Source organism: Thermodesulfobacteriota bacterium, from assembly GCA_031082315.1.
Lineage (GTDB): Bacteria > Desulfobacterota > QYQD01 > QYQD01 > QYQD01 > QYQD01.
In genome coordinates, this window is sequence record JAVHLC010000011.1 from 1 (window position 1) to 24,217 (window position 24,217).

Sequence of the window (24,217 nt, forward strand, 5' to 3'; positions counted from 1 at the left end):
GGCTTACTCCAGAACTAACAGACGCCTTTTTGCGCATTGGCAATACCTCTTCTTTCAGTTAAGATAATAAATTTCATACTCTTGATCTGTCTATGAGTCAAGATTTCTCCTGAAGATGTTCTATCAACAGAGGAGTTAGAGAAAATTAGTACAAATAACTTAGCTATTGACAAACCCCGGCTTTTATAATAGCAAGTTATCTGGTTGTGACCAACACAACGGCGTGCTGGTCGCAGATGACGATGATGTCCGCCTACCCTAAGTGGTAGTGCGGGCTTTTTTTTGCCCGGGTTGTTAAGTATAACTGTTTTGACTATTAATTTATTCAGTATAACTATCAGAAAAAACATTACACGGGAGGGAAAAGAATTATGTCATTTAGCAAACCAAATCGAAGCGCCGCCACCCTGACTACAACCAGGGTGACACCCGCCCCCGGGTCAGGAATTTGTGTGACCTGTGTGGACGGCTGTGAAGGACCGTGCGAAATCGGCCGGTCAGCCCTTAAGGGGAGAGAGGTGATATATCCTACGCCTTTTGGAGTCATCACCTCTGGTTCGGAAAAGGACTACCCGGTAGATTTCTCCCATTTTAATATCCAGGGTACGGCTGTGGGCGCTGTGGGAATTGAGGCTGATTCCGATAAGGCCACATTCCCGGCCGTGGATACGACTACGGCCGTGGGTGCGAGCGGCAACATCAAGCTGAATTTTCCAGTGTTTACCGGTGCAGTTGGGTCCACGGATATCGCCCGTATTAACTGGGAGGATGTGGCTGTGGGTGCAGCCATCTCGGGTGTGTTGGTAGTTGCGGGTGAAAATATTTGTGGCATGGATTCTCAGGCGGAATTCAAGAATGGGAAAATATCCAGGTCGCCGGAGATGGAACGTCGCATTAACGCCTTCCGTCAATGGTACGACGGGACCGGCGGTATTATTATTCAGGCCAATGTAGAAGACACCAAGTTGGGTGTGCCGGAATATGTGATTGGGCAGTTAGGCATCGAGATATTTGAATTAAAGTGGGGCCAGGGCGCCAAAGACATCGGCGGCGAAGTCAAGCTGCATTCGATCGAGAGGGCCTTGCAGTTGAAGGAGCGGGGTTATATCGTGCTCCCGGATCCAACCAATCCCGCCGTCCAAGCCGCCTTTAAGGCCGGTGGTATAACAGAATTTGAACGGCATTCCCGCCTCGGCATGGTAGATGAGGAGGCCTTTTACAAATCGGTCGAACACCTGCGGTCTGTCGGCGCAAAGCATGTGACCCTTAAGACCGGGGCCTATCGCCCGGCAGATCTGGCGCGGGCCATTAAGTTCTCTTCAAATGCCAAGATTGATCTTCTTACCATAGACGGAGCCGGCGGCGGAACCGGCATGAGTCCCTGGCGTATGATGAATGAGTGGGGGATACCCACCGTGTATTTAGAATGCCTGACCTATCAGATGTGTCAGCGGCTGGCGGCCAGGGGAGCCTATATTCCGCCCATTGCCATAGCGGGCGGTCTCTCTCTGGAAGACCATATCTTTAAGGCCTTGGCGCTGGGCGCTCCCTATGTCAAGGCCATTTGCCTGGGACGGGCCATTCTCACTGCGGCCATGGTGGGCAAGACCCATGGAAAGTTAATGGCGCAAAAAATGGAGTTGGAAGGTGAAGATGTAGAGCAAGGATACCTGCGCCTCTTTGCCGTAGGGGCGCAACTTAAAGAACGCTTTGGCAAAGACTTTATCAAACTTCCGGGCGGGGCCATAGGTATGTATTCTTATATTGATAGGCTGAAACAGGGCCTCCAGCAACTTATGGCCGGGTCCAGAAAATTTGCCCTCAAATACATTGATCGTAACGATCTGGTGGCCTTGACCAGGGATGCGGCGGAAGTTTCCGGAATTTCCTATGTCATGGAGTCCGATGCAGCAGAAGTAGATAAGATATTAGGCTAATCTTGATAAACTCGTAAAAAGTCAACATTGGGACGGCACAGTAAAAAGCTCCAGTTGCAAGGCGCGCAAATCCTATTATCCGTTGACCGTTGACCGTTGTCCGTCAACAAACCATGCACTTACGGTGAACTGTGAACGGTGAACTATTTCCATAGCTACGCCGCAGTGACGAAGGATGCCGCGCAACGCAGCAAATGGACTTTTTAAGAAGCCGTCAATCTTAAACATTAGTAAGGGAGGAAGCAAGCTATGTTAAATGTGATATGCAAACACAACTGCAAGTCCTGTTTTGCACTGCCGGTATGTGCAGTGGGGGCCATAATAGACCAGCAGGGTTCCATCTATGTGGATACCGACAAGTGCATCGGCTGCGGCTGTTGCCGCACCGTATGTGTCACCTTCGGATACGACAAGGCCCTGAAAGACAAGACCGTAGAGTGGCTTAAAGGAGCCGCGTAGGGATTTCCATCTCGGACGCAGATGAACGCAGATTGTCAAGATTTTAAATATAAAGAACTAACCGAAGTTAAAGAGAGGTTTTTGATAATTTAAGAAAAATAGTTTTCTGCGGGTATCGGCGAAAATCTGCGTCCTAAATGATTTAGCTGTAGGAAACAGGGAGAACGAGAGATGAACGGATGGATCGGGCGTTGTCTGAGGATAAACCTGACCGAAGGAAGACATAATATTGAGGAGATCGATCCCGGGCTGCTCGAAAAGTTTATAGGGGGGCGGGGCTTGGGCGCCAGGATTTTTACAGACGAAGTTTCCCCTCAGGTAGATCCTCTTTCCCCTGAAAACAAACTCGTCTTTTCTTCGGGTCCCTTGGTGGGCACAGGGGCTATAACCGGGGCCTCGTGCAATGTAATAACCAAGTCCGCATTAACCGGCGGACTGGCCTGTGCAAAGATGCGCGGACATTTTGGCGCCGAGCTGAAATTTGCCGGCTTTGACCTGCTAATCGTAGAAGGCAAGGCCGAGATGCCGGTTATTATCTCGATTATGGATGACAAGGTGAAGCTTACCCCGGCCCTGGAATACTGGGGCCGTACCACGGTGGAAACCGAGGAACTGTTTAAGAATAACCTGGGTGATCCGTGGAGCGCACGGGAAACCTATCTGGTTTCCATTGGTCCGGCAGGCGAGAAACTTTTGCCCCTGGCCAACCTGATTAATGACCGGTTCCTCCCGGTAGGGGGCGCGGGCATCGGCGCGGTTATGGGTTCAAAAAACCTTAAGGCCATTGCCGTCAAAGGCCGGCACTCCCTCCAGGTGGCGGACGGTAATCGATTTATGCAGGTGGTCACCACCCTGATTAATAAGCTCAATAGCGCCCCTCTTACCCAGTCCATGTCTCAAACCGGAACTGCTTTTCTGGTGGGTTTGTGTTACCAGAAAGGAATCCTGCCACAGAATAATTTTCGCCGCGCCCCGCTTCCGTTAAGAAATATCGCTACTGATGCCCTGAACAGCGCCTTTGCCTTGAGGAGTCGCGGCTGTTTTGCGTGCCCTATCGCCTGCATCAAAAAGGCGGATGTTAAACACTCTGCCTACGAAGGGAAAGGGATGGCTCCGACCTATCTGGCTATCGGTTCCCTGGGGGTGAATTGCGGGATTACCGACCTGACTACGATTGGTATGGCGAGTATGATGTGCGGGGAAATGGGACTTGATCCCGTGGCCACCGGAGGGACTCTCGCCACTATTATGGAATTAGTGGAGAAAAAAGTGGTCACCCCTGAGGAGTTAAAAATTGACCTGCGGTTCGGCAACGGGGAGGCCATGGTGGAGGCGCTACGCCTGATGGCCACTAAAAAAGGATATGCCAGACGCCTGGGGCAGGGCGGCCTGGCCTTGGCCAAAGAGTTCGGAAGGCCGGAGGTCTTTATGGGCGTAAAGGGTCATTCGCTGTCTCCTTTTGACCCGCGCGCCATTCAGGGCATGGGACTTCATTTTGCGACATGTAACTATGGGCCGCATCATCTATTCGCCTACACGTTCATTGACGAACTCCTTAATGTACATCAAAGTCTTGATCCATGGGAAATTGGCGGAAAGCCCTTGCTTGTGAAGGAGTATCAGGATACCACCGCTGTCATGGACTCTCTGGGGCTGTGCAATTGGCCTCTGATGGGACTCAAATTCAATAACTACGTACCCATGGTGAACAGTTGCCTGGGAACGAATTATAAGGCAGATGACCTTTTGTTTATCGGTGAAAAGATCTGGAACCTGGAGAGGATGTTTAACCTGAAAGCGGGATTTGACCGGACGCATGATACACTTCCGGAGCGGTTTATCAAGGAACCGGTTCCTGATGGGCCTGCCGAGGGGCAAGTCAGCAGGATAGGTGAGATGCTTCCGGAATATTATCATCTCAGGGGCTGGAATGAACAGGGTGAGCCACGGCCTGAGACGTTACAGGCATTGAACTTGGAGGTGGGAGAGTGCCAAGAATAAAGATCGATCATACCAAATGCACCGGGTGCAGGCATTGTGAGACGGCCTGCTCACTCAATCATGTGGCAAATACGGTAAATCCTAGACGGGCCCGTATAAGGGTGATGAGGGACGGCAATCGCTACTACCCGGTGATCGCCGGGCCGTTTGTGGATGCGGCCTGCACTTCAAAACACTACATCGTCATTGGTGAGCAGACTTATGACATGTGCGCCTTCTGCCGGGCCTCCTGTCCGGAAAAACCGTATTTCGTGGAGGCTGAGACCGGTATCCCTTTGAAATGTGATTTTTGTGGCATACCGCCCAGTCCTTCCTGTGTGCGCTGGTGCAACACCGGTGCCCTGGAACTGGTAGAGGACTAGACGCAAATATAAAAAAGATGGTCCCCATGGAGATTCAAATTAACGATAATCGACTCATCGGATCGGTAATGGTAGTCGGAGGTGGAATTGCCGGGATCCAGGCGGCTATGGATCTGGCGGATGGCGGTTTTTATGTCTATCTGATCGAAAGGTCATCGGCCATAGGCGGTATTATGGCCGGTCTGGATAAGACCTTTCCAACCAATGACTGCGCCCTCTGAATACTGGCGCCCAAGCTTGTGGAGGCCGGTCGGTCTCCCAATGTAAAAATCATTACCAACGCCGAGGTCCAGGAAGTATCGGGTACTGCCGGAAACTTCCGGGTTAAGGTACGGCGACAGCCACGTTATGTGGATGAAACCAAGTGTACGGCTTGTGGGGTCTGTGCGCAGTACTGCCCGGTTACCATCCCGGATCCCCATAACCAGAATCTATCCCAGAGAAAAGCCATTGATATTCTTTATACGCAGGCCGTGCCTTCCGCCTATGCGGTTAATCCTGATTATTGCCTGTTTTTGAACAAACGGGAGTGTAAACAGTGCACCCGGGCCTGTCAGGCCGGGGCAATCGATTTTAATCAGAGGTCAGAGGTCTCTACCTATCAGGTTGGCTCTATTATCTTAGCTACCGGCTTTAAGCAGGTCAACCCGGCAAAATTAAAGACGTATCGTTACCAGGACTCCCCTAATGTTGTTACCGGTCTGGAATTTGAAAGGATATCCAGCGCCTCCGGCCCTTACGTAGGCAGGATTCTCCGGCCTTCTGATTTACAAAAGCCCCGAAAGATCGCTTTCATACAATGTGCCGGTTCCCGGGATAATGCCTCCGGTAAAAGCTATTGTTCGTCAGTGTGCTGCAAATATGCGGTTAAAGACGCCATAGTGGCCTTAGAACATGAGCCGGATCTGGATATTACAATATTCTTTATGGATATGCGGATGTACGGCAAGGGGCTGGAGGCCTTTTATGAACGGGCGAAGGAATGCGGGATAAAATTTGTCCGCTCCAGGATCTCCGGGATCAAACGTGATCCCGAAACAGAAGACCTCACCATAAAATATGTTATAGAAGACGGCACGTTACGGCAGGATACGTTCAACCTGGTTGTATTACCGATGGGTCTGGAAGCGCCCGATGGGAATTTCTCTCTGGCCAGGGCCACGGGTATCGGGCTTAATTCATACGGATTTTGCGAAACCGGTCTGTTTTCGCCCCTTCTTACGCAGAGGGACGGCATATACGTTGCCGGTGGATTTCGCGGGCCGATGGCGCTTCCGGATAGCGTTATGCAGGCCAGCGGTGCGGCTGCCTGTGCGGCCGAACTCCTGGCTGCGGCCCGGCGTACCTGCATAGCGGATAAGGCATTTCCCGAGGAACGCCCGGTAGATCAAGAAGGGTTACGGATCGGGGTCTTTGTTTGTCACTGCGGGAAGAATATCGGTGGCGTAGTGGACGTAGGGGAGGTCAAAAAGTATGCGGCTACCCTTCCCGATGTAATTTTCAGCAAGGATAATCTCTATTCATGTTCTCAGGATACACAGGCCCTGATCAAGGAAACCATTGATAAGGAAAAGCTCAACCGGGTGGTTATTGCCGCTTGTACTCCGCGGACGCATGAACCGCTATTTCAAGAGACCATAAGAGAAGCGGGGTTAAACCGGTGTCTTTTGGAAATGGTCAATATCCGGGATCAGTGCTCCTGGGTGCATGCGCACGAAAAGGAGGCGGCTACAGAAAAGGCCAAAGACCTGATTCGTATGGCTGTGGCCAAAGCCAGGCTGATTAAACCGCTCTCTGAGCCGGTTACAGACGTAATCCCGAAGGGGTTGATTATCGGCGGCGGACTGGCCGGTATGACGGCGGCGTTGTCATTGGCCGGGCAGGGCTTTGAATGTTATCTGGTTGAGAAAACAGCTAGGCTGGGCGGCAATCTCCATAATATCCATTACACCCTGGAAGGGGAAGACCCGCAGCGTTATCTTGAAGAAATCATCCGCAAGGTAGGAAACCACAAGCTTATCCACGTACTGCTGGAGGCCGAGGTCGAGACTGTCAAAGGATTCGTGGGGAATTTCGAGACAGTGCTTACTATAAGGCAAAACCACAATGAAACACACATGTCGCATGGCGGCACAAAGGACAATGAAACTAATCCCCCCTCACTCCCCTTTACTAAAGGGGGGGATATGTTAAGCACCCCCTTGGAAGAAGACGGGGACCAATCAATTCCCCCTTTGGAAAAGGGGGATACAGGGGGATTTTCAGGTAAAAAGAAAGAGAACCTGCGGCACGGGATCATCATTATGGCTACCGGCGCCACGGCCTACAGGCCGGATGAATATCTGTACGGCCGGTCTGAGCGGGTGGTGCTCCAGCATGAACTGGAAGAAAGTCTGGCCTTCGGTCAATTCATCCCGGCTAATGAAGACACAGTGGTAATGATACAATGCGTGGGTTCCCGCGACGAGAAGCATCCATATTGCAGCAGCATCTGCTGCAGCATGGCCATTAAGAATGCGATCAAGATCAAAGAGATCAGTCCGGAAACGAACGTATACATCCTGTACCGGGATATGAGGACCTACGGATTTCACGAGGACTACTACAAACAGGCAAGAGAACAAGGGGTCGTTTTTGTCCGGTACGAGAAGGACGACAAACCCGCGGTCGCCGAGGTAGATGGGAGGCTGCGTGTCACCGTTACCGATCCGCTCATCAGAAAGAAAATCGTTATTGAAGGCAGTTTGCTGGTTTTAAGCACGGCCATCGTGCCGCGAGAGGACAAGACTCTGGAAAAGGCCGTATCCGTGCCACGTTCGGCAGACGGTTTTTTCCTGGAGTCCCACGTGCAGCTCAAACCGGTCGATTCCTATGTAGACGGAATCTATATCTGTGGCATGGCCCAGTTTCCCAAACCGGTTGATGAAGCCGTGGCTCAGGCCAAAGCGGCGGCGTCTCGGGCGGCGATCATGCTGGCCAGGGGCTACGTAAAAGCTGAACCCATCGTGTCATCCTGCGACCAGGAGAAATGCATTGGGTGCGGCATGTGCGAATATTTCTGTCCTTATGGCGCTATCCGGATGACGAAAGTGGGAAAAGTAAAGAAAGCGGAAACAATCATTGCTGCATGCAAGGGGTGCGGAATCTGCGCTTCGTACTGCCCGGCCAGGGCCATCAGCATGGGCCGGTTTACGCACGACCAGATCAGCGCTCAGATTGCGGCCTTTGGGTCAGATGGTTCATAGGGATTAGGGGATTCAGGGATTAAATCGGGCATTCACCGCAAAGGCGCAAAGGACGCAAAGAATTTAGGAAGACGTTTTAATCAGGAACGCAGGAAATCAGGAAAGTATTTTTGAGAAATTGATTTTTAGCAGTTCGGCTTATGGTTGCTCTGTTCTTTCATGAGTTCGTGAGTTCCAGATTAATAGCCTTTTCTGAGTGCGGGACTGTTTCAAACACCTAAAAAGTCTTCTCTGCGAACTCTGCGTCTCTGCGGTGAGATATTCGACTTGAGGAACAAAAGTATGGTGAATGAACCTAAAATACTTGGATTTTTATGCCACTGGTGTTGCTACGCGGCGGCGGATGCCGCGGGGGTGGCCCGGTTTCAGTATCCGTCCTACATTCGGACTATACGGGTCATGTGTACCGGCAGGATAGATCCCGTCTTTATTCTGGACGGTTTTGTCAAAGGGGCGGCCGGGATTTTCATGGGCGGGTGACACCTTGGTGAATGTCATTACCGGTCCGGTAATTTCGAAGCCATAAAAAAGATCAAATTAATCCACACCATCCTGGATCAGGTTGGAGTGGACAAGGGAAGGGTGAGGCTGGAATGGGTCTCTGCTGCCGAAGGCCCGCGTTTTGTCCAGGTGGTAACCGACTTCTCCCATCGAATCCGAGACCTTGGCCCGGTAGGGCAAAGTGAGGGCGTTGATCGCCAGCTTCTGCTCCGTAAGCTGGAGGCTGCCAGGCTGGCTGCGGAGGGCATGAAGCTGCGGGCGGTTTTTGCGAAACAGGCAAAGGAGATGAAGGAAAGCAACGCCGATTTTCCCTCTGAAGAAAAACTGAGAGCAACGCTAGTTGATGAAATGGACATCTTTGAGACTCTCCTGTTCCTTCAGAAAGACAAGAACGACATCGCAGAGCTGGCGGAATTGCTGAATCTTTCGCCGGAACGGGTCAAGTACTGTATCGACACGCTGGGCAGGAGGAATATCTGGAGCGGAGTACCGTATGGAAACAGTTCTGTTAACTCAAGCGGATCCTAATTTCAAATACGAAATCGCCGGGAAGATAGGCCTGGAGGAGATAAAGCCCTGCTATTCCTGCGGGTCATGTACGGGGGTATGCCCGGTTCGGGAGGTCATAGAGGATTTCGACCCGCGGCGCATCATACACATGATCGTTCTGGGTATGAGGGATGAGGTTCTTTCATCTGACCTTATCTGGTTTTGCTGCCTGTGCAACTCCTGCTATTTCGTTTGTCCGCAAGGGATAAAGTTCGCGCGTATAGCCACCGAGCTGCAAAAAATGGCGCTGGCCGAGGGGCGCGTTGACGATGACTTCCTGAAACGGTTGGAGCCGGTTAAGGCCTGTTTACAGGATCTATGCCGTCGTACTATGTTTATGAAGGTGAAAGAAGGCTTGCGGGGGACGCATATCATGCCCTGCTGGCGAAAGTATACGGCGAAAGCAGGTTAAACAATGGACCTCAAAAAAGTTGACTCTATATTGGAAAAGCACGGCTACCGTCACTCGGAAGTAATCGGCATCATGCAGGATTTACAGGAGATCGAGAATTACTTGCCGCAGGAAATGCTTCGCTACATATCCGGGAAGCTGGAACTCAAGCTGACAAGAATTTTCGACATTGCCACTTTCTACAAGTGTTTCAGTCTGGTGCCGAGAGGACGTCACATTATCAGAGTATGTTGCGGCACCGCCTGTCATCTTGGCGGCGCGGCGCGGAATTTGGAACAAGTAAAGAGGCTACTCAATGTGGAAGCAGGGGAAACGACAGATGACCGTAATTTCTCGTTGGAGACGGTTAACTGTCTTGGCGCCTGTGCCCTGGCGCCGGTTACCGTGGTAGACAAGGATTATTACGACGGCGTGCATCCCGGCAAAATCGAGAAAATTCTTTCGAAATATTATCCGGAGTCAAAAAGGTTACCCCATGAACAGGATTAGAGCTATATCAGACCTGGAAGAATTACGCCGATCGATTCTTGCAAAGAAAGATCCAAACAAGGTTGTAATTGGGGTTTGCTGCACCACCGGCTGTCAGGCCAGACGGTCCGGGGAGGTTATTGACGCCTTTAAAAACGAAATAAAAGAAAAAGGACTTCAAGACAAGGTAGAAATCAAAAAGACCGGATGTCATGGCTTTTGTGAAATGGGTCCTATTGTGGTCGTTGAGCCGGCTAATAGCTTCTACTGCCGGGTGAGCGCTAAAGATGTTACGGATATTGTTTCCGAGACCGCCTTAAAGGATAAGGTCATAGATCGATTATTATGGAGGCACCCGGAGACTAAAGAAGTGGTTGTGTCTCAAAAAGACATCCCTTTTTATAAAAAACAGAAGAAGGTCGTTTCTCATAACAGCGGCAGGATCGATCCGACAAATATAGAAGACTATATAGCGGTTGGGGGATATGACGCTTTGGCAAAAAGCCTGACCGCTATGACTCCGGCAGAGATAGTGGAAACCGTTGTCGCTTCCGGTATCCGGGGAAGGGGCGGAGGCGGTTTCCCCACCGGCATAAAATGGCGGATTTGCAGTAATGCGCCCGGTGACACTAAGTATATTATAGCCAATGGTGACGAGGGTGATCCTGGTGCGTACATGGATCGAAGTCTTATGGAGGGCGACCCGCATAGTATTATCGAGGGGATGATCATCGGCGGTTTTGCCATCGGGGCGCGTGAAGGCATTATATATGTGCGGGGTGAATATCCGATAGCTATTATGCACTTGTCCCGTGCTATAAAACAGGCAGAAGAATATGGCCTTCTGGGCCGGGATATTCTGGGCAGTGATTTTGATTTCACGCTTAAGATAAGCAGGGGCGCCGGAGCGTTTGTATGCGGAGAAGAAACCGCCCTCATGATTTCCATCGAGGGCAGGAGCGGCGCCCCGCGGCCCAGACCGCCTTACCCGGCCATCGAAGGATTATGGGGCAAACCTACAGTCCTGAATAACGTGGAGACCTTTGCCAATATCCCCAAGATAATTTTAAACGGCGCGTCCTGGTATTCTGATATGGGAACGGCCGGAAGCAAGGGGACAAAGATATTCTCGCTGGTGGGTAAGGTCAGGAATACGGGGTTGGTCGAAGTGGAGATGGGGACTACTCTCCGCGAAATTATTTTTGATATTGGAGGCGGGATCAGAAAAGGCAGGCGTTTCAAAGCGGTTCAGACCGGAGGGCCGTCCGGAGGGTGTATCCCTATCAGTAAGATAGGCATGTCTGTGGATTATGACAGTCTCAGGGATGTTGGGGCCATTATGGGTTCAGGCGGTATGATCGTGATGGATGAGACATCCTGCATGGTGGATGTCGCCAGGTACTTCATAAACTTCTTGATGTTCGAATCGTGCGGCAAATGTGTCCCATGCCGGGAAGGCCTGAAACAGATGCATGAGATATTGACAAATATCTGCGAGGGCCGGGGGCAGAGAGGTGATATTGAATTATTAAGTGATCTTGCCGGTGTTATGACGCCGGCCTCTCTGTGTGCCCTGGGCGGGACCGCTCCCAATCCTGTGCTCAGCACTATTCGGTACTTCCGGGATGAATATGAGGCCCATATATTTGATAAAAAGTGCCAGGCCGGGGTATGCAAAAACCTCTTTGAATATGTTATTGACGAGGAGCGTTGTAACGGTTGCACCCTTTGTCAGCTTAGATGTCCGCAGGGAGCCATTTCCGGCGAAAAAAAGAAACCCCATGTGATCGACCGTGAACGTTGTATTAAGTGCGGTATCTGTTACAGTATATGCAAGCGGGAAGCAATCAGAGTCAAATAGCCGTAGGAGAAAAAGGGTGAAGATAGCCATAATAATTGACGGCCAAAGGGTACAGATCGACCGCGGGGCTCCGATTATTGATGCGGCCAGGAAAGCCGGTATCTTTATTCCCACTCTCTGTTACCACGAGGCCCTTAAGGCGTATGGGTCGTGTCGTCTCTGTATGGTGGAGGTTATTCAGAATAGGCAGTCCAGGTTGGTGACGTCCTGCAACTTTCCGGCAGAAGGGGGGATGGAGGTCTTTACCGATACACCCAGGGTCAGAAAAATCAGAAGGGTAATCGTGGAACTCTTACTGGCGAGATGTCCTGATGTGCCGTTGTTACGGACCATGGCTGTGCAGATGGGGATTGACTTCAACCGTTTCCGGAAAAAAGAGGGGAAAGAGTGCATCCTGTGCGGACTCTGCGTCCGTTTTTGTGAAGAAGTCGTGGGGGTCGGGGCCATAGGCCTGGCCAATCGGGGTACGGAACGCGAAGTGGCGACCCCTTTTAAGGTGGCCTCGGATGTCTGTATCGGCTGTGGTTCATGCACGTATATATGCCCTACAGGGTGCATTGAGATGGTTCCTGACGAAGAAACACCAAAACTGCGGCGTATGAACCTGGGTAAACTCTCACTTTCTCCCTGCCCGAATAACTATCAGTGTGAGACATGCTCGATCGAACAAGAATTTCTTCAGGATATAAAGCAGGTTGTTGCCGATTTTCGGAGTAAGCAGAAGAGGACGCCGTTTTAAGAGCTTGTCCTCCCCCTTTTTTCCCTTTATAAAGCTGCCATATACCCGTCCGCTATTTTGGCCATTGACAAGAATACTCATACGCAAAAACCTAACCGGACAACGCTGTGTCGATTGGGACTAATCGCCTCTAAGCAAAAGAAAACTTGTTCGATGGATAAAGGTTCGGGGTTGGGTCCGGGGAGCTGGAAGATGGAAAGGCCCGATTGCATAGCTGGGCTTTTTTGTTTTTTGCAGGCATGTGGAATATATAGTATAGTATGCCTTTAAGAAAACCATCCCGATCGAAATGTAACATCGGCCGACGCAGAGAAGAATAACCTCAAGGAAGCAGTGGGAGGCATGACCCATAGAAAAGATATGAAATCCGCGAGCCTTACCCCCACCGAGGCCATCCTGGAGAGCATCTCGGACGGTGTATTCACGGTGGACTCGGGATGGCGCATCACTTCGTTCAACCGGGCGGCAGAAGAGATCACGGGCGTATCGCGTAAAGAAGCGATCGGCCAGCGATGCTCAGAGGTGTTCCGCTCCAACATGTGCGGGGCCGCCTGCGCGCTTCAAGAGACTTTGAAGACGGGCAAACCCATCATCGGGAAATCCGGATATATCATCGACTCAAGCGGAAACCACATCCCCATCAGCATCTCCACCGCCGTGCTACGGGACGCCTCTGGCCGCGTGATCGGCGGCGCGGAGACCTTTCGCGACCTTTCCGAAATTGAGGCGCTACGCCGGGAATTGAAGGGAAAGTTTCGGATCGGCGATCTTGCCAGCCGAAGTCCTTTGATGCAGCGATTGTTCGAGGTTTTGCCCGCCATCGCCGCCAGTCCCAGTACGGTTCTCATCCTCGGAGAAACCGGAACCGGCAAGGAATTGGTGGCGCGGACGGTTCACTCACTTAGCCCTCGTAACCGGGGGCCGTTCATTGCGGTCAACTGCGGAGCCTTGCCCGATACGCTTCTGGAGTCGGAGTTGTTCGGCTACAAGGCCGGGGCATTCACCGGCGCAAACAAGGACAAGCCTGGACGTTTCGCGTTGGCCAAGGGAGGGACCATTTTCCTCGACGAGATCGGCGAGGTCAGCCCGGCCCTCCAGGTCAGGCTGCTCCGTGTGCTACAGGAGCGGACATACGAGCCGCTAGGGGCAACCCGCTCGGAGACCGCCGATGAGCGGGTCGTCGTCGCCACAAACAAGGATCTGGCTGAGCTGGTACGTCAGGGCCTTTTTCGAGAGGACCTCTATTACCGCGTGAACGTGGTGCGCATTGAACTGCCTCCGTTGCGCCGGCGAAAAGAGGACATCCCCCTTTTGGTAGACCAGTTTATCACCCGGTTCAACCGGTTGCAGCAAAAAACTGTTGAGGGAATCACATCGGAAGCCACGTCTTTCCTTATGTCCCATGATTGGCCGGGAAACATTCGTGAGCTGGAAAACGCCATCGAGCATGCCTTCATTCTTTGCAATGAGGGGCGCATCGGCATCGAACACCTGCCCGAGGGGTTAATGGCTCATGTCGAGGCTGCGCGTACGGATTCCAATCTGCGGTTCGCCCACGATATTCTCGACGTCCAGGCCATTCACGCCGCTCTTGAACGCAATAACTTCAATAGGCTGGCGGCGGCAAGGGAACTTGGCATCCACAAGACCACGCTCTTTCGTAGAATGAAGAGGCTGGGCATTGCCCTCCCCCGGCAACCCGGCCATTCCACGAGCATACGGTAGCGTTTGCGCACCTCTGGCGGGCTATAATGGTAGCTTGTATGCAACATGGCCATCCCCGATATTTATCTTCTTTCATATAACAACATCGTATTTCAATAAGATATGAGTCCTGTGCCGAGGGTTACGCGTTGGCATAGTCTATGCATTATAATGGCCGAGGCGAAAAGCATATATTGAGTGAGGCATAAAATCACATTCAAAAACTACCGGTAATTGCCTTGTAATCGAAAGGAGGACGAAATGGCAAAAATTGGTTTGATCCGTTGTGAAAAAAACGAAAAGCGATGTCCCCTTACCGGTTGTCTTCAAAGTATGAAAAATACCACCCAGGGCTTTGCCCGCTATGCGGATGCCGAAATCGTGGGAGTTTTCACCTGCCGGTGTCCGGGGGAAGGCGTTGTAGAACTGGCGAAAATCCTGAAGAGTAAAGGCGCCGAGGTGATCCATTGGTGTACCTGTACCTTCGCCCGCCAGGAAAACGGGAAATGGTTGGCGGGCGGCGGCTTTTGTGACAGCGTGGATACGATCCTCAATCGTATCTCCCGGGAAGCAGAAATTACATGTGTAAAAGGTACGGCCCATCTTCCAGAGGGATATCAGCCGAAAGTATTCGAGTGAACATTGGGTGAGGTCAAGGCGATGACAGACGATTTGGATGCCTTTGTACAACAACTTCAATCAAGCGTTTTTGAGGAAACCAGGAGAGAGTGGGGTGAGAAGGCCTACCAGCGCTGGCGAAATCCCAGCTATCTGGGAGCGATGGACGATGCGGATGGCAAGGCCTCTTTGAGAGGGTCTTGCGGAGATCAAATGCAGATTTATCTAAAGGTTGATGCACATCGGGTGACCAAGGCGTCTTTTCTAACAGATGGATGCGGTCCCAGCGTGGTGTGTGGTTCTTTCGCGGCCGAAATGTCTTTGGGGAAGGATCCCGAAGAACTTTTTAAAATATCAGGGGAAGCCATTTTATCAGCCATTGGCGGCCTACCCAAAGACCATGAGCATTGCGCCTTTCTGGCCGCTGGAACTCTCCAGGCGGCGGCTAACGATTATCTTGTCAGGCAAGCGCAAAAATACAAAACCACAACAGTAGGTCAAGACGTTTGCGAATGAACAAAACCAGAATATTTGAAGGTAGGATGAATGGAGGCCGGACCGAGGCCTCTCCTTCCAGACAAGCGCTTCCTGAAACAAAAATAGCTTTCGCAACTCTGGACAATCGAATTGCACCGGTCTTTGACACCGCACGGCAGATTCACGTTATCGAGGCCAAGTTTGGACAGATTGTCCACGAAAGCCGGGAGCCGTTGGCGGACAATCTGCCGGTTCAAAGGGCGCTTCGTCTGGCGGAGTTGGAGATCAAAACGCTGGTTTGCGGCGCCATTTCCAGGCCACTGCATGCATTGGTCACCGCTTACGGAATCCGCGTTATCTCATTTGTGGCTGGCGATTTACATGATGTTGTCCGGGCCTGGCTCTCAGGGCGGGTCGATTGGAATGCCTTTGCCATGCCGGGCTGTTGCGGGCGCCGTCGCTTCAGGGGAATGCGCGACATTTATCAGGAGGGAGCCGTTATGAACGCAGGAGCGCACGGCGGAATGGGAGCATCTGGCGGCTCCTTGGCGGCCGGACCTGCCGGCTACTGCGTATGCCCACAATGCGGGCATAAAGAACCACACAAACGCGGCGTGCCCTGCATCGAGCGCAAGTGCCAAAAGTGCGGGGCCGCCATGACCAGGAAATAGAAGATGAATCAGATGTATCTTAAATAAACCATAGAAGGAGGACACGACAATGCCAGGAGGAAATGGAACCGGACCCATGGGAATGGGGCCAATGACGGGACGCGCGGCAGGATATTGCGCGGGTTCTGGGATGCCGGGATATGCGAGTTTTGCCCCGGGACGGGGTTTTGGAATGGGGTTTGGAAGGGGTCGCGGATACGGCGGACGCGGAAGGCGAAGCATGTTTTATGCCACAGGCCGTCCGGGCTGGATGCGATTTGGAGGGTATGCAGGGTCCTATGGATCCCCAATGCCATACCAGGAACCCAATGCGGAGATGGAAAAGCAGGCACTCAAGAGCCAGGCCGACGCACTGCAGTCGGAACTGGAATTAATCAAGAAGCGCCTCGCCGAGATTGAAACCGGATCTGCGAAGGCATGAATACATCTCTCGATTGCATTCCCTGCTTCATTCGCCAGGCATTAGAGGCGGTTAGGATGGTTTCTACGGACCGCATCGTTCATGAAAGAGTTGTGCGTGATGTGTTGCGCTGGACCGGTGAGATGGACTTGGATTTTCCGCCTCCCGTTATGGGCCAACGTATTCATCGGCGCCTCCGGGAGATTACCGGCGTAGAGGACCCTTACCGGCTGGCGAAAGGACATCAGAACCGCATGGCCTTGAGTCTGCTCCCGGAGCTGAAAGCTGAGATCAAAGCCGCGTCGGACCCGCTGGCCATTGCGGTGCGCCTGGCCATTGCAGGGAATGTGATCGACATGGGTGTGAACGGCAGCGTGACCGAGTCCGATGTGCGCCAATCCGTTAGCCAGGCGCTGGCGGGGGCTTTCATCGGGCAGATGGATGAATTTCGACAATTTGTCGCCAAAGCCCGAAGCATCCTGTACCTGGCCGATAACGCCGGCGAGATTGTCTTTGACCGGCTGCTGATCGAGCAACTTTCACCGGAGCGGGTCACCGTAGTCGTGCGGGGCGCGCCGGTCATCAACGACGCGACCATGGGCGACGCCCGGGACGTGGGACTCCACGAAATCGTCGAGATCATCGACAACGGTTCGGATGCGCCGGGGACGATACTTGAGGAGTGCAACCAGGAATTTCGACGGCGATTCGCCGAGGCCGACTTGATCCTTGCCAAGGGGCAAGGCAACTATGAGACACTCAACGACGGGCCGACCAATATCTTTTTTTTGTTCAAGGCCAAGTGCCCTGTAATCGCGGGCCATGCTGGACTGCCGTTGGGGACACAGGCGCTGATCCGTTCGGGAAATATGATATCAAATTTGGAGGGCGATCTTTCCGCTGAAAGATCAAATGTTCGCTGAGAGCATCAGCTTACAGGGCGCTGATTAACGAGCGTCCGGTCATCGCCGGGTTTTACCGGAAAAGGAAAATTCTGAATATGAAAATAACAGTCACAACGAAATCCAACGCCGCCAGACAACCCGATCTCGTCCCGGATTCCAAGCTTTCTCCGAGTCCTGCCCTTGACTCGACCCAAAGCGCTGGTCTGGCTTTTGCCGGTCGTGGGATGGGCGGTGGTCGTGGGATGGGCGGTGGTCGTAGGATGGGTGGTGGCCGTAGGATGGGTGGTGGCGGCCGTAGGGGTTCGATGGGCTTCGGAAGCGACATTGCCTGCGGCCGATATCCCTTGCCTGCTCATAACGGCCCCAAAGACGGAGAAATTCAATCCACACAGCAACCGAAGCAAATGCAGCAAGTGACCCCACCAGTTCAAGATATTAAGAAAAGGAAACGTTATGTCGCTATAGTTAACCAGGAACGGTGTAAGGGGTGCAACGAGTGCGTTGATATCTGCCCAATGGGGGCTATTGCTGTTAAGGGCGGCAAGGCGAGCGTTGATGCGCAAAACTGCGTTGGGTGCGGCGCATGTGTGAATATATGCCCCGCTGGGGCAATCAGTTTTCATCAATAATAGGAGGGAGCCATGAAAAGAAATTTGCTGGCCGGTTTAATTTTGGGAAGCGTTGTCGTGTTGGGAATGGCAGTTTTCAGCTTCGCACAGGGGATAAAGAAAGAGGATTGCTTTTTTTCATCCGGTCTTCACGCCACCGCCGGAGGAATGGCTTATTGGTATGACAAGTCAAGGGGGGGACTCGAAATTATCACCGGCGTCCCATACTCAGACCTTGGATGCAAAAATTGTCATGTCTCATCCTGCGATGCCTGTCATAAAAAAGAGGCTAATGGGAAATCGACGTACTCTGTTGAAACAGCTAAAAACCAAGAGAAATGCCTAAGCTGCCATGCCCGTGAGGGAGTGATCATGAAAATTGACAGGGAAGCTAATACGCCGGATGTCCATTTTGCAAACGGAATGAATTGCATGGATTGTCACACCGCGCGCGAGATTCACGGCGATGGCATTGAATACAAATCAATGAAAGAGCAAGGCGCAATGGATGTGACATGCGAAAAATGCCACGAATCCCTTACAAAAAGCGTTTCACACACGATCCATGGAAATAAGTTAGATTGCAAGGCCTGTCATGTCCGGCAGGTGGTGAGCTGCAATAATTGTCATTTTGAGACCATGATCAAAGAAAAGAAGCGGGTAAGTCTTCCTGTCTCCGGCTGGAAATTTCTAATGAACTATGAAGGGAAAGTGACCTCGGCCAATATGCAATCATTCGTTGCGCCAGGAGACAAAACATTCCTTATGTTTGCCCCCCAGTTCAGTCACTCAGTGAAGAGAGATGGGACTAAATGCGAAGAATGCCATGCCACCGAAACCGTCAAACAAATTCTTAAGGGAAGCATTGATCTTTCTTGGCTCGAGGGAGGGAAGAAGCAAAACAAAAAAGGTATTATTCCCGTTGTGAGTGGAGTTCAGTACAATTGCGTATATCAAAATTTTAACAACGGAACGTGGACGCTGATTTCCAATCCACCTGCCCCAAAGATACAGTATGTGGGTTTTGGCTCTCCACTGACTGAAAAACAGCTAAGGCAGATGGAAAAGCCTCAAAGAAGCAATAAAAAATAACGTCATGGCATATTGCCAAAGAAATATTGGAGGTGAGCCATGCCGACCTATGAATACGAATGTGAGGCATGTGGCTGGATATTCGACCGACGGCAGCGGATCATGGAGGACCCCATCAGAGCGTGTCCGGAATGCCATGGAAAGGTCCGGCGGCTAGTTAGCGGCGGTATCGGGTTTATCCTCAAGGGGTTTGGGCATAGCCGAGCAGGACAACACGGGAGCGAATATTCACCGGAACAAATGGGTAAGACCTGCTGCGGGCGAAATGAACGTTGCGGAGAATCGCCGTGCGGGGACAAATCATGAGCGTGGGCGGTTTTCGGCACGTATACGGGCCTGTTGCGTCGCGGCGCTTGGGTCGGTCTCTCGGAATCGATCTTGTGCCGTTCAAAACCTGCACCTATGACTGCGTGTACTGCCAATTGGGCCGGACTACTAATAAAACCCTTGAGCGAAAGGAATACGTCCCGGTTAAAGATGTCTTGGCCGAACTGGGACAGAAGCTGGCTGTGGGGGATGTTCCTGATTACATTAGCCTTGCGGGCTCCGGCGAACCCACGCTGAATTCCGGCATCGGTGACCTGATCCGCAAGATCAAGGGGTTGACGGATATCCCGGTGGCCGTCCTGACCAATGGCTCGCTGTTATGGATGAGTGAAGTCCATGATGCCCTGATGACAGCCGACCTTGTGCTTCCATCGCTGGACGCTGGTGATGAGCCGCTTTTTAGATACGTCAATCGTCCGCATGAAGATATCTCCTTTGAGCAAATGGTCGATGGCGTTGCTTCCTTTAGTAAACGCTTTCCGGGGGAGCTGTGGCTGGAGGTTCTTCTGCTTGGCGGCGTTACGGGAATCCCCGCTGAAGTTGAGAAAATCGCCGCCATCATTAGGCAAATCCAACCGGCACGGGTGCAACTGAACACCGTTGTTCGTCCACCCTCTGAAGAATTTGTCTTTCCTCTCTCGCCCGACCAGCTTCTCGCCCTGAAAGGATTTTTCCCGGGTCAAGTGGACATCATCAGCGGGAACGAACGTGACCTCTCGCACGCCACAGCCCTTTCCGGCTCCAGAAATGAGGAGGTCCTGGCGTTGCTTAGCAGGCGACCGTGTACCTCCGCCGATATTGCAAGCGGTCTTGGCATTCATATCACGGAAGCGGTCAAGCAACTCGATGCGCTCAAATCTGCTGGAAAGGTGACAACGGTTCTCGTGGGTGGACGGGTTTTCTATACCGTTATCGGATCGACAGAAGCTTCGAGGTCATGAAAAAGGAAAATGAAAGCGATGAGGAGTTTGATGATCGTCAAAAACTCCAAAACCGGCTCTCTCGTATTTGTCACAAAGTGGTGGTGTTGTCGGGCAAAGGCGGGGTAGGCAAGAGCACGGTGGCGGTAAATATAGCTATGGCGCTGATGATGTGGGGAAAGCGCGTTGGATTGCTTGATGTCGATATTCATGGCCCAAGCGTTCCCACCATGCTGGGCCTCGAAGGAAAAACAATCGAAGGTGGTGCGGAAGGCCTGCTTCCGGTTGAGCTGGGCGACATGAAGGTTATGTCCTTGGGGTTTCTGTTGCGCAACCAGGACGACGCCGTAATCTGGCGCGGACCGAAGAAAACGGGCGCGATCAAACAGTTACTCAAGGATGTGGCCTGGGGCGACTTGGACTATCTTATTATCGATTGTCCGCCGGGAACCGGAGATGAGCCGCTCTCGGTCTGTCAGTTCATCGGCAGGCTGGACGGAGCAGTAGTCGTTACCACGCCCCAGAAGGTGGCTGCGGTGGATGTGCGCAAATCCATCACATTCTGCCGGCAGCTGCAGGTGCCGGTAATCGGAGTAGTGGAAAACATGAGCGGGTTCGCTTGTCCGAAGTGTGGTGAAGTCACTCAAATCTTATGTTCGGGGAGTGGTAAACGAATCGCCGAAGACATGGATGTGCCATTTCTAGGTGCCCTTCCGTTGGACCCCAAGATCGCTGAGGCCGGTGACAGCGGAAAGGCTTTCGTTGATCACTATGCCGAAACATCCACGGCGGAAATCATGCGGGCCATTATCAAGCCCATTATGGCGTGGGCCGAGGCCAAATGCATATAGAAAAGACCTCCTTAATGAATGCGCATCGATTTCGGATAACGATATTGGTCGATAACCAGGCCGCTCCCGGGCTGATGTCTGAGCATGGCCTTTCATTATGGATTGAAGCTGAAGACAAAAGCATCCTTTTCGATACGGGACAAGGAAGTGCGTTGGCCGCAAATGCCTCGGTACTTGGCGTGGACCTGAGTGAAATCGACATCCTTGTGTTGAGCCACGGGCATTACGACCATACCGGCGGAATTCCCCAAGTCCTGAAGGTCAACGAAAAGATTGAGGCCTATTGCCATCCTGGAGTTGTGCAGCCCCGATACGCCATCCGGGATGGGACGCCAAAACCGATTCAGATGCCGCGTGAATCCATAGTGGCCATTAACAAGCTGCCCGCGCAACGTCTCCACTGGGTTTCACAACCGTTGTTGCTGTCCGAGAGAATCGGCATCACTGGTCCCATTCCCCGCCAGACAAGCTACGAGGACACGGGCGGCCCGTTCTTCCTCGATCCGGAGGGAAGACGCGTAGATCCGATTGACGATGATTTCGCCCTGTGGATTCAGACGGAAGATGGTTTGGTCATCTGTGTCGGGTGCTGCCATGCGGGATTGGTGAATACACTGAACCACGTTCGATGCCTGAATAAGGGGTCGAGGGTACGAGCCGTCATTGGCGGCTTCCACCTGCTCACCGCGAGCAGTCAACGTATCGATCAGACTCTGGCCGCGCTGAGATCCCTGGAACCAGATATGGTTATTTCTTGCCACTGCACCGGAGAGCATGCCGTTGCGGCGCTTCGGGACGCCTTGAGAGAACGGGTATTGCCCGGAGCGGCGGGGATGACATATCGGTTCTGAAGCAAGTCCAAAGACTAGACCAGTCCTCTGTACTAATAACTTGTCCTTTTTTACTTTTTCCTTTATAAGTCTGCCATAATCATAAGCTGGAGGTGAAGCCATCGAAGCGGTCTTGCCAATACGGGCGGTGCTCTTTGATTACGGCGGGGTACTGGCGGAAGAAGGTTTTCGCGAAGGGCTTAAGGCCATCGCCCGGCAAAACGGGATCGATTCGGCGGTCCTGCACCGGCTGGCGGTTGAGGCGATTTATGAGTCCGGATACGTAACCGGCCGGGGCACTGAGGTGGAATTCTGGGATATGATGCGCTGGCGTTCCGGCGTTCGCGGGAGTAACTCGGAGTTGACCGGTGAAATACTGCAACGCTTTGTCCTGCGGCCGAAAATGATCGAGGTGGCGCGCACCCTGCGCCGTGACAACTTCGTTACCGGTATCCTCAGCGACCAGACCAACTGGCTTGACATCCTGAACGAGAGAGACCATTTTTTTCAGGAGTTTGACCGGGTGTTTAACAGTTACTATCTGGGCAAGGGCAAAAAGGATCTAACCATATTTGACGATGTTATACGGACGCTTGGTGTCTCACCGCCGGAGACGCTGTTCGTGGATGACCATCCAGGCAATATTGAGCGTGCGAGCCACCGGGGATTAAAGACCATTCTCTACCGGGATCAAGACCCTTTCCTTATAGAACTTGAACAGATCCTCGGACGCTGCGCGATTCCGGATTAAAATCAATGTAACTACTCAGGTTCAAAGTTCCAAGGTTCACGGTTCAAGGTTAGAGAGCGATGAAGATTGAACGGTAGCGAACTTTATGTCGCCTTGGATGAAGAGTACATATCGCCCAACGAATTCAAAGATGTCTACGAGCAGGCCAGACGAACACGTGCTGCCGTTTGTGGATTCATCCACTATCTCAAAAAATATGAAAAACGCAAAGTAGCCAACCGTGAACCGTGAACCTGACAACCTGAGTAGTTATAAATCAATTAACTCGACTAACTCGACCTGGGGCAATCATGACCTTTGAATATACGATTCTAATCCTGGGTTATATCTTTGGGTTTTACATGGCCTGGAATATCGGGGCCAACGATGCCGCCAACGCCATGGCCTCAAGCGTCGGCGCTAAGGCCATCACCCTGCGGCAGGCAGTGTTTGTTGCCGGTATACTCAATCTCGTGGGCGCAATTTTTATAGGAGCTCACGTGGTTGACACCATAAGTAAGGGAATTGTTTCTCCCGAGGCCCTGACCGATCCAAAAGTGGCGATCGTGGGGGCCCTTTCCGCACTCATCGCGGCCGCGCTGTGGGTATTCTTTGCCACATGGAGGGCCCTTCCCGTCTCCACTACCCATGCCATCGTCGGCGCCATGGTCGGTTTTGGCATCATGGTGGGCGGTTTTTCCTCGGTTCATTGGTGGAAGCTGGCGGGCATAGTGGCGAGCTGGATCATCTCGCCTATCTTTAGCATGGTACTATCATTCCTTGTTTTCAAGATCATTTATCGATTTATATTGACGCAGGAGGAACTGATGGCCAGGGCGTTTGGATTATCTCCATACTTCATCGGCACCACATTTTTTGTGGTAATCATGTCTTTCCTGTGTAAGACGCCATTAGGAAAAAGAATGGCGCTGGATACCATCACCTCCACCGGGTTATCCCTGGCCATTGCCTCTCTGATGGGATATGTTGGAAAATACCTGCTTAAGCGGCATACGAAGAAAACCGGGGGGGAAGGTGTCGAACATACCTTTCGTCACCTGCAACTGGTTACCGCCTGCTATATGGCGCTTTCTCAGGGGGCCAATGACGTGGCCAATGCCATCGGTCCGCTGGCGCTTATCTATTTTTTCGTCAGTAACGGGTCTATCGGCGGTCAGATTGAGGTTCCCATCACCCTCCTGTTGTTTGGAGGAGTGGGCATCGCCGCCGGTATAGCCATGTGGGGGCATCGGGTTATCGAGACCATGGGACATAAAATCACCACCCTGACAAACACACGTGGATTTTCTGTTGAATTTGGCGCGGCTACGACAGTCCTTCTGGCCTCGAAGATGGGGCTTCCCGTCTCCACCACCCATGCCGCGGTCGGCTCCGTGATCGGAGTGGGTCTGGCCAGAGGTATCGAGGCGGTGAATTTTCGGATAGTAGGCCAGATTATGCTTTACTGGTTCATCACGGTCCCCATTGCCGCGATTACCAGTATGGTTATCTATAAGATACTATGTTTGATATTTTTCTAAAGCGGAGGG

General features: G+C 52.2%; 27 protein-coding genes. All 27 read left to right on the top strand.

The features are described 5' to 3' along the window. The first annotated feature begins 371 nt into the window (after positions 1-371). The 27 genes from RDU59_10355 to RDU59_10485 all read left to right on the top strand — a co-directional run bounded on the left by RDU59_10355 (position 372) and on the right by RDU59_10485 (position 24,208). Positions 372-1,937 carry an FMN-binding glutamate synthase family protein gene (locus RDU59_10355; protein ID MDQ7838874.1) on the top strand — a complete coding sequence of 522 codons (1,566 nt, stop codon included), beginning with the start codon at positions 372-374 and terminating at the stop codon, positions 1,935-1,937. Between the two features lie 249 nt (positions 1,938-2,186). Further along, positions 2,187-2,396 carry a hypothetical protein gene (locus RDU59_10360; GenBank protein ID MDQ7838875.1) on the top strand — a complete coding sequence of 70 codons (210 nt, stop codon included), beginning with the start codon at positions 2,187-2,189 and terminating at the stop codon, positions 2,394-2,396. Positions 2,397-2,567: 171 nt separating this feature from the next. Then, complete coding sequence (locus RDU59_10365) at positions 2,568-4,397, top strand: aldehyde ferredoxin oxidoreductase family protein (protein ID MDQ7838876.1); 1,830 nt, start codon at positions 2,568-2,570, stop codon at positions 4,395-4,397. Further along, positions 4,385-4,759 carry a hypothetical protein gene (locus tag RDU59_10370; GenBank protein MDQ7838877.1) on the top strand — a complete coding sequence of 125 codons (375 nt, stop codon included), beginning with the start codon at positions 4,385-4,387 and terminating at the stop codon, positions 4,757-4,759. The genes RDU59_10365 and RDU59_10370 overlap by 13 nt, the downstream gene beginning before the upstream one ends. Positions 4,760-4,785: 26 nt before the next feature. Continuing rightward, positions 4,786-4,980, top strand: coding sequence for an FAD-dependent oxidoreductase (locus RDU59_10375; protein MDQ7838878.1), 195 nt, complete (start codon positions 4,786-4,788; stop codon positions 4,978-4,980). A gap of 18 nt (positions 4,981-4,998) precedes the next feature. Next, positions 4,999-8,004, top strand: coding sequence for an FAD-dependent oxidoreductase (locus RDU59_10380; GenBank protein ID MDQ7838879.1), 3,006 nt, complete (start codon positions 4,999-5,001; stop codon positions 8,002-8,004). A 282-nt stretch (positions 8,005-8,286) separates the two neighbouring features. Beyond that, a complete protein-coding gene (locus tag RDU59_10385; GenBank protein ID MDQ7838880.1) occupies positions 8,287-9,033 on the top strand; it encodes a hydrogenase iron-sulfur subunit in 747 nt (248 codons plus the stop codon). Beyond that, entirely contained in the window at positions 8,999-9,466 is a 468-nt protein-coding gene (locus RDU59_10390; protein MDQ7838881.1) for a 4Fe-4S dicluster domain-containing protein, read from the top strand. The genes RDU59_10385 and RDU59_10390 overlap by 35 nt, the downstream gene beginning before the upstream one ends. Positions 9,467-9,469: 3 nt before the next feature. Further along, positions 9,470-9,955, top strand: coding sequence for an NAD(P)H-dependent oxidoreductase subunit E (locus tag RDU59_10395; GenBank protein MDQ7838882.1), 486 nt, complete (start codon positions 9,470-9,472; stop codon positions 9,953-9,955). After that, positions 9,942-11,795: an NADH-ubiquinone oxidoreductase-F iron-sulfur binding region domain-containing protein gene (locus tag RDU59_10400; protein ID MDQ7838883.1), complete on the top strand. Its 1,854-nt coding sequence runs from the start codon at positions 9,942-9,944 to the stop codon at positions 11,793-11,795. Before RDU59_10395 ends, RDU59_10400 begins: the two co-directional genes overlap by 14 nt. Before the next feature lie 16 nt (positions 11,796-11,811). Further along, positions 11,812-12,534, top strand: coding sequence for a 2Fe-2S iron-sulfur cluster-binding protein (locus RDU59_10405; GenBank protein MDQ7838884.1), 723 nt, complete (start codon positions 11,812-11,814; stop codon positions 12,532-12,534). A 342-nt stretch (positions 12,535-12,876) separates the two neighbouring features. Continuing rightward, on the top strand, positions 12,877-14,259 hold the full coding sequence (locus RDU59_10410; GenBank protein MDQ7838885.1) for a sigma 54-interacting transcriptional regulator: 1,383 nt from the start codon (positions 12,877-12,879) through the stop codon (positions 14,257-14,259). A 240-nt stretch (positions 14,260-14,499) separates the two neighbouring features. After that, complete coding sequence (locus RDU59_10415; GenBank protein MDQ7838886.1) at positions 14,500-14,877, top strand: CGGC domain-containing protein; 378 nt, start codon at positions 14,500-14,502, stop codon at positions 14,875-14,877. A 3-nt stretch (positions 14,878-14,880) separates the two neighbouring features. Beyond that, entirely contained in the window at positions 14,881-15,372 is a 492-nt protein-coding gene (locus tag RDU59_10420; protein ID MDQ7838887.1) for an iron-sulfur cluster assembly scaffold protein, read from the top strand. Further along, positions 15,369-16,004, top strand: a complete 636-nt coding sequence (locus RDU59_10425; GenBank protein ID MDQ7838888.1) for a NifB/NifX family molybdenum-iron cluster-binding protein — start codon at positions 15,369-15,371, stop codon at positions 16,002-16,004. Before RDU59_10420 ends, RDU59_10425 begins: the two co-directional genes overlap by 4 nt. 49 nt (positions 16,005-16,053) lie before the next feature. Next, positions 16,054-16,425 carry a DUF5320 domain-containing protein gene (locus RDU59_10430; GenBank protein ID MDQ7838889.1) on the top strand — a complete coding sequence of 124 codons (372 nt, stop codon included), beginning with the start codon at positions 16,054-16,056 and terminating at the stop codon, positions 16,423-16,425. Continuing rightward, complete coding sequence (locus tag RDU59_10435) at positions 16,422-17,327, top strand: ARMT1-like domain-containing protein (GenBank protein ID MDQ7838890.1); 906 nt, start codon at positions 16,422-16,424, stop codon at positions 17,325-17,327. Before RDU59_10430 ends, RDU59_10435 begins: the two co-directional genes overlap by 4 nt. Before the next feature lie 162 nt (positions 17,328-17,489). Further along, positions 17,490-17,726, top strand: coding sequence for a hypothetical protein (locus RDU59_10440; GenBank protein MDQ7838891.1), 237 nt, complete (start codon positions 17,490-17,492; stop codon positions 17,724-17,726). Then, positions 17,714-17,938 carry a 4Fe-4S dicluster domain-containing protein gene (locus RDU59_10445; protein MDQ7838892.1) on the top strand — a complete coding sequence of 75 codons (225 nt, stop codon included), beginning with the start codon at positions 17,714-17,716 and terminating at the stop codon, positions 17,936-17,938. Before RDU59_10440 ends, RDU59_10445 begins: the two co-directional genes overlap by 13 nt. Positions 17,939-17,962: 24 nt before the next feature. Next, positions 17,963-19,009 carry a hypothetical protein gene (locus tag RDU59_10450; protein ID MDQ7838893.1) on the top strand — a complete coding sequence of 349 codons (1,047 nt, stop codon included), beginning with the start codon at positions 17,963-17,965 and terminating at the stop codon, positions 19,007-19,009. A 39-nt stretch (positions 19,010-19,048) separates the two neighbouring features. Next, entirely contained in the window at positions 19,049-19,315 is a 267-nt protein-coding gene (locus RDU59_10455; protein MDQ7838894.1) for a zinc ribbon domain-containing protein, read from the top strand. A gap of 47 nt (positions 19,316-19,362) precedes the next feature. Then, positions 19,363-20,277, top strand: a complete 915-nt coding sequence (locus tag RDU59_10460) for a radical SAM protein (protein ID MDQ7838895.1) — start codon at positions 19,363-19,365, stop codon at positions 20,275-20,277. Further along, on the top strand, positions 20,274-21,107 hold the full coding sequence (locus tag RDU59_10465; GenBank protein ID MDQ7838896.1) for an Mrp/NBP35 family ATP-binding protein: 834 nt from the start codon (positions 20,274-20,276) through the stop codon (positions 21,105-21,107). The genes RDU59_10460 and RDU59_10465 overlap by 4 nt, the downstream gene beginning before the upstream one ends. Continuing rightward, positions 21,098-21,958 (top strand): MBL fold metallo-hydrolase, encoded by an 861-nt coding sequence (locus RDU59_10470; GenBank protein ID MDQ7838897.1) that lies wholly within the window; start codon positions 21,098-21,100, stop codon positions 21,956-21,958. The genes RDU59_10465 and RDU59_10470 overlap by 10 nt, the downstream gene beginning before the upstream one ends. A 112-nt stretch (positions 21,959-22,070) precedes the next feature. Next, positions 22,071-22,688: an HAD family phosphatase gene (locus RDU59_10475; protein MDQ7838898.1), complete on the top strand. Its 618-nt coding sequence runs from the start codon at positions 22,071-22,073 to the stop codon at positions 22,686-22,688. Between the two features lie 66 nt (positions 22,689-22,754). Then, on the top strand, positions 22,755-22,919 hold the full coding sequence (locus tag RDU59_10480; GenBank protein MDQ7838899.1) for a hypothetical protein: 165 nt from the start codon (positions 22,755-22,757) through the stop codon (positions 22,917-22,919). Positions 22,920-22,978: 59 nt separating this feature from the next. Further along, positions 22,979-24,208: an anion permease gene (locus tag RDU59_10485; GenBank protein ID MDQ7838900.1), complete on the top strand. Its 1,230-nt coding sequence runs from the start codon at positions 22,979-22,981 to the stop codon at positions 24,206-24,208. Positions 24,209-24,217: the final 9 nt, after the last annotated feature.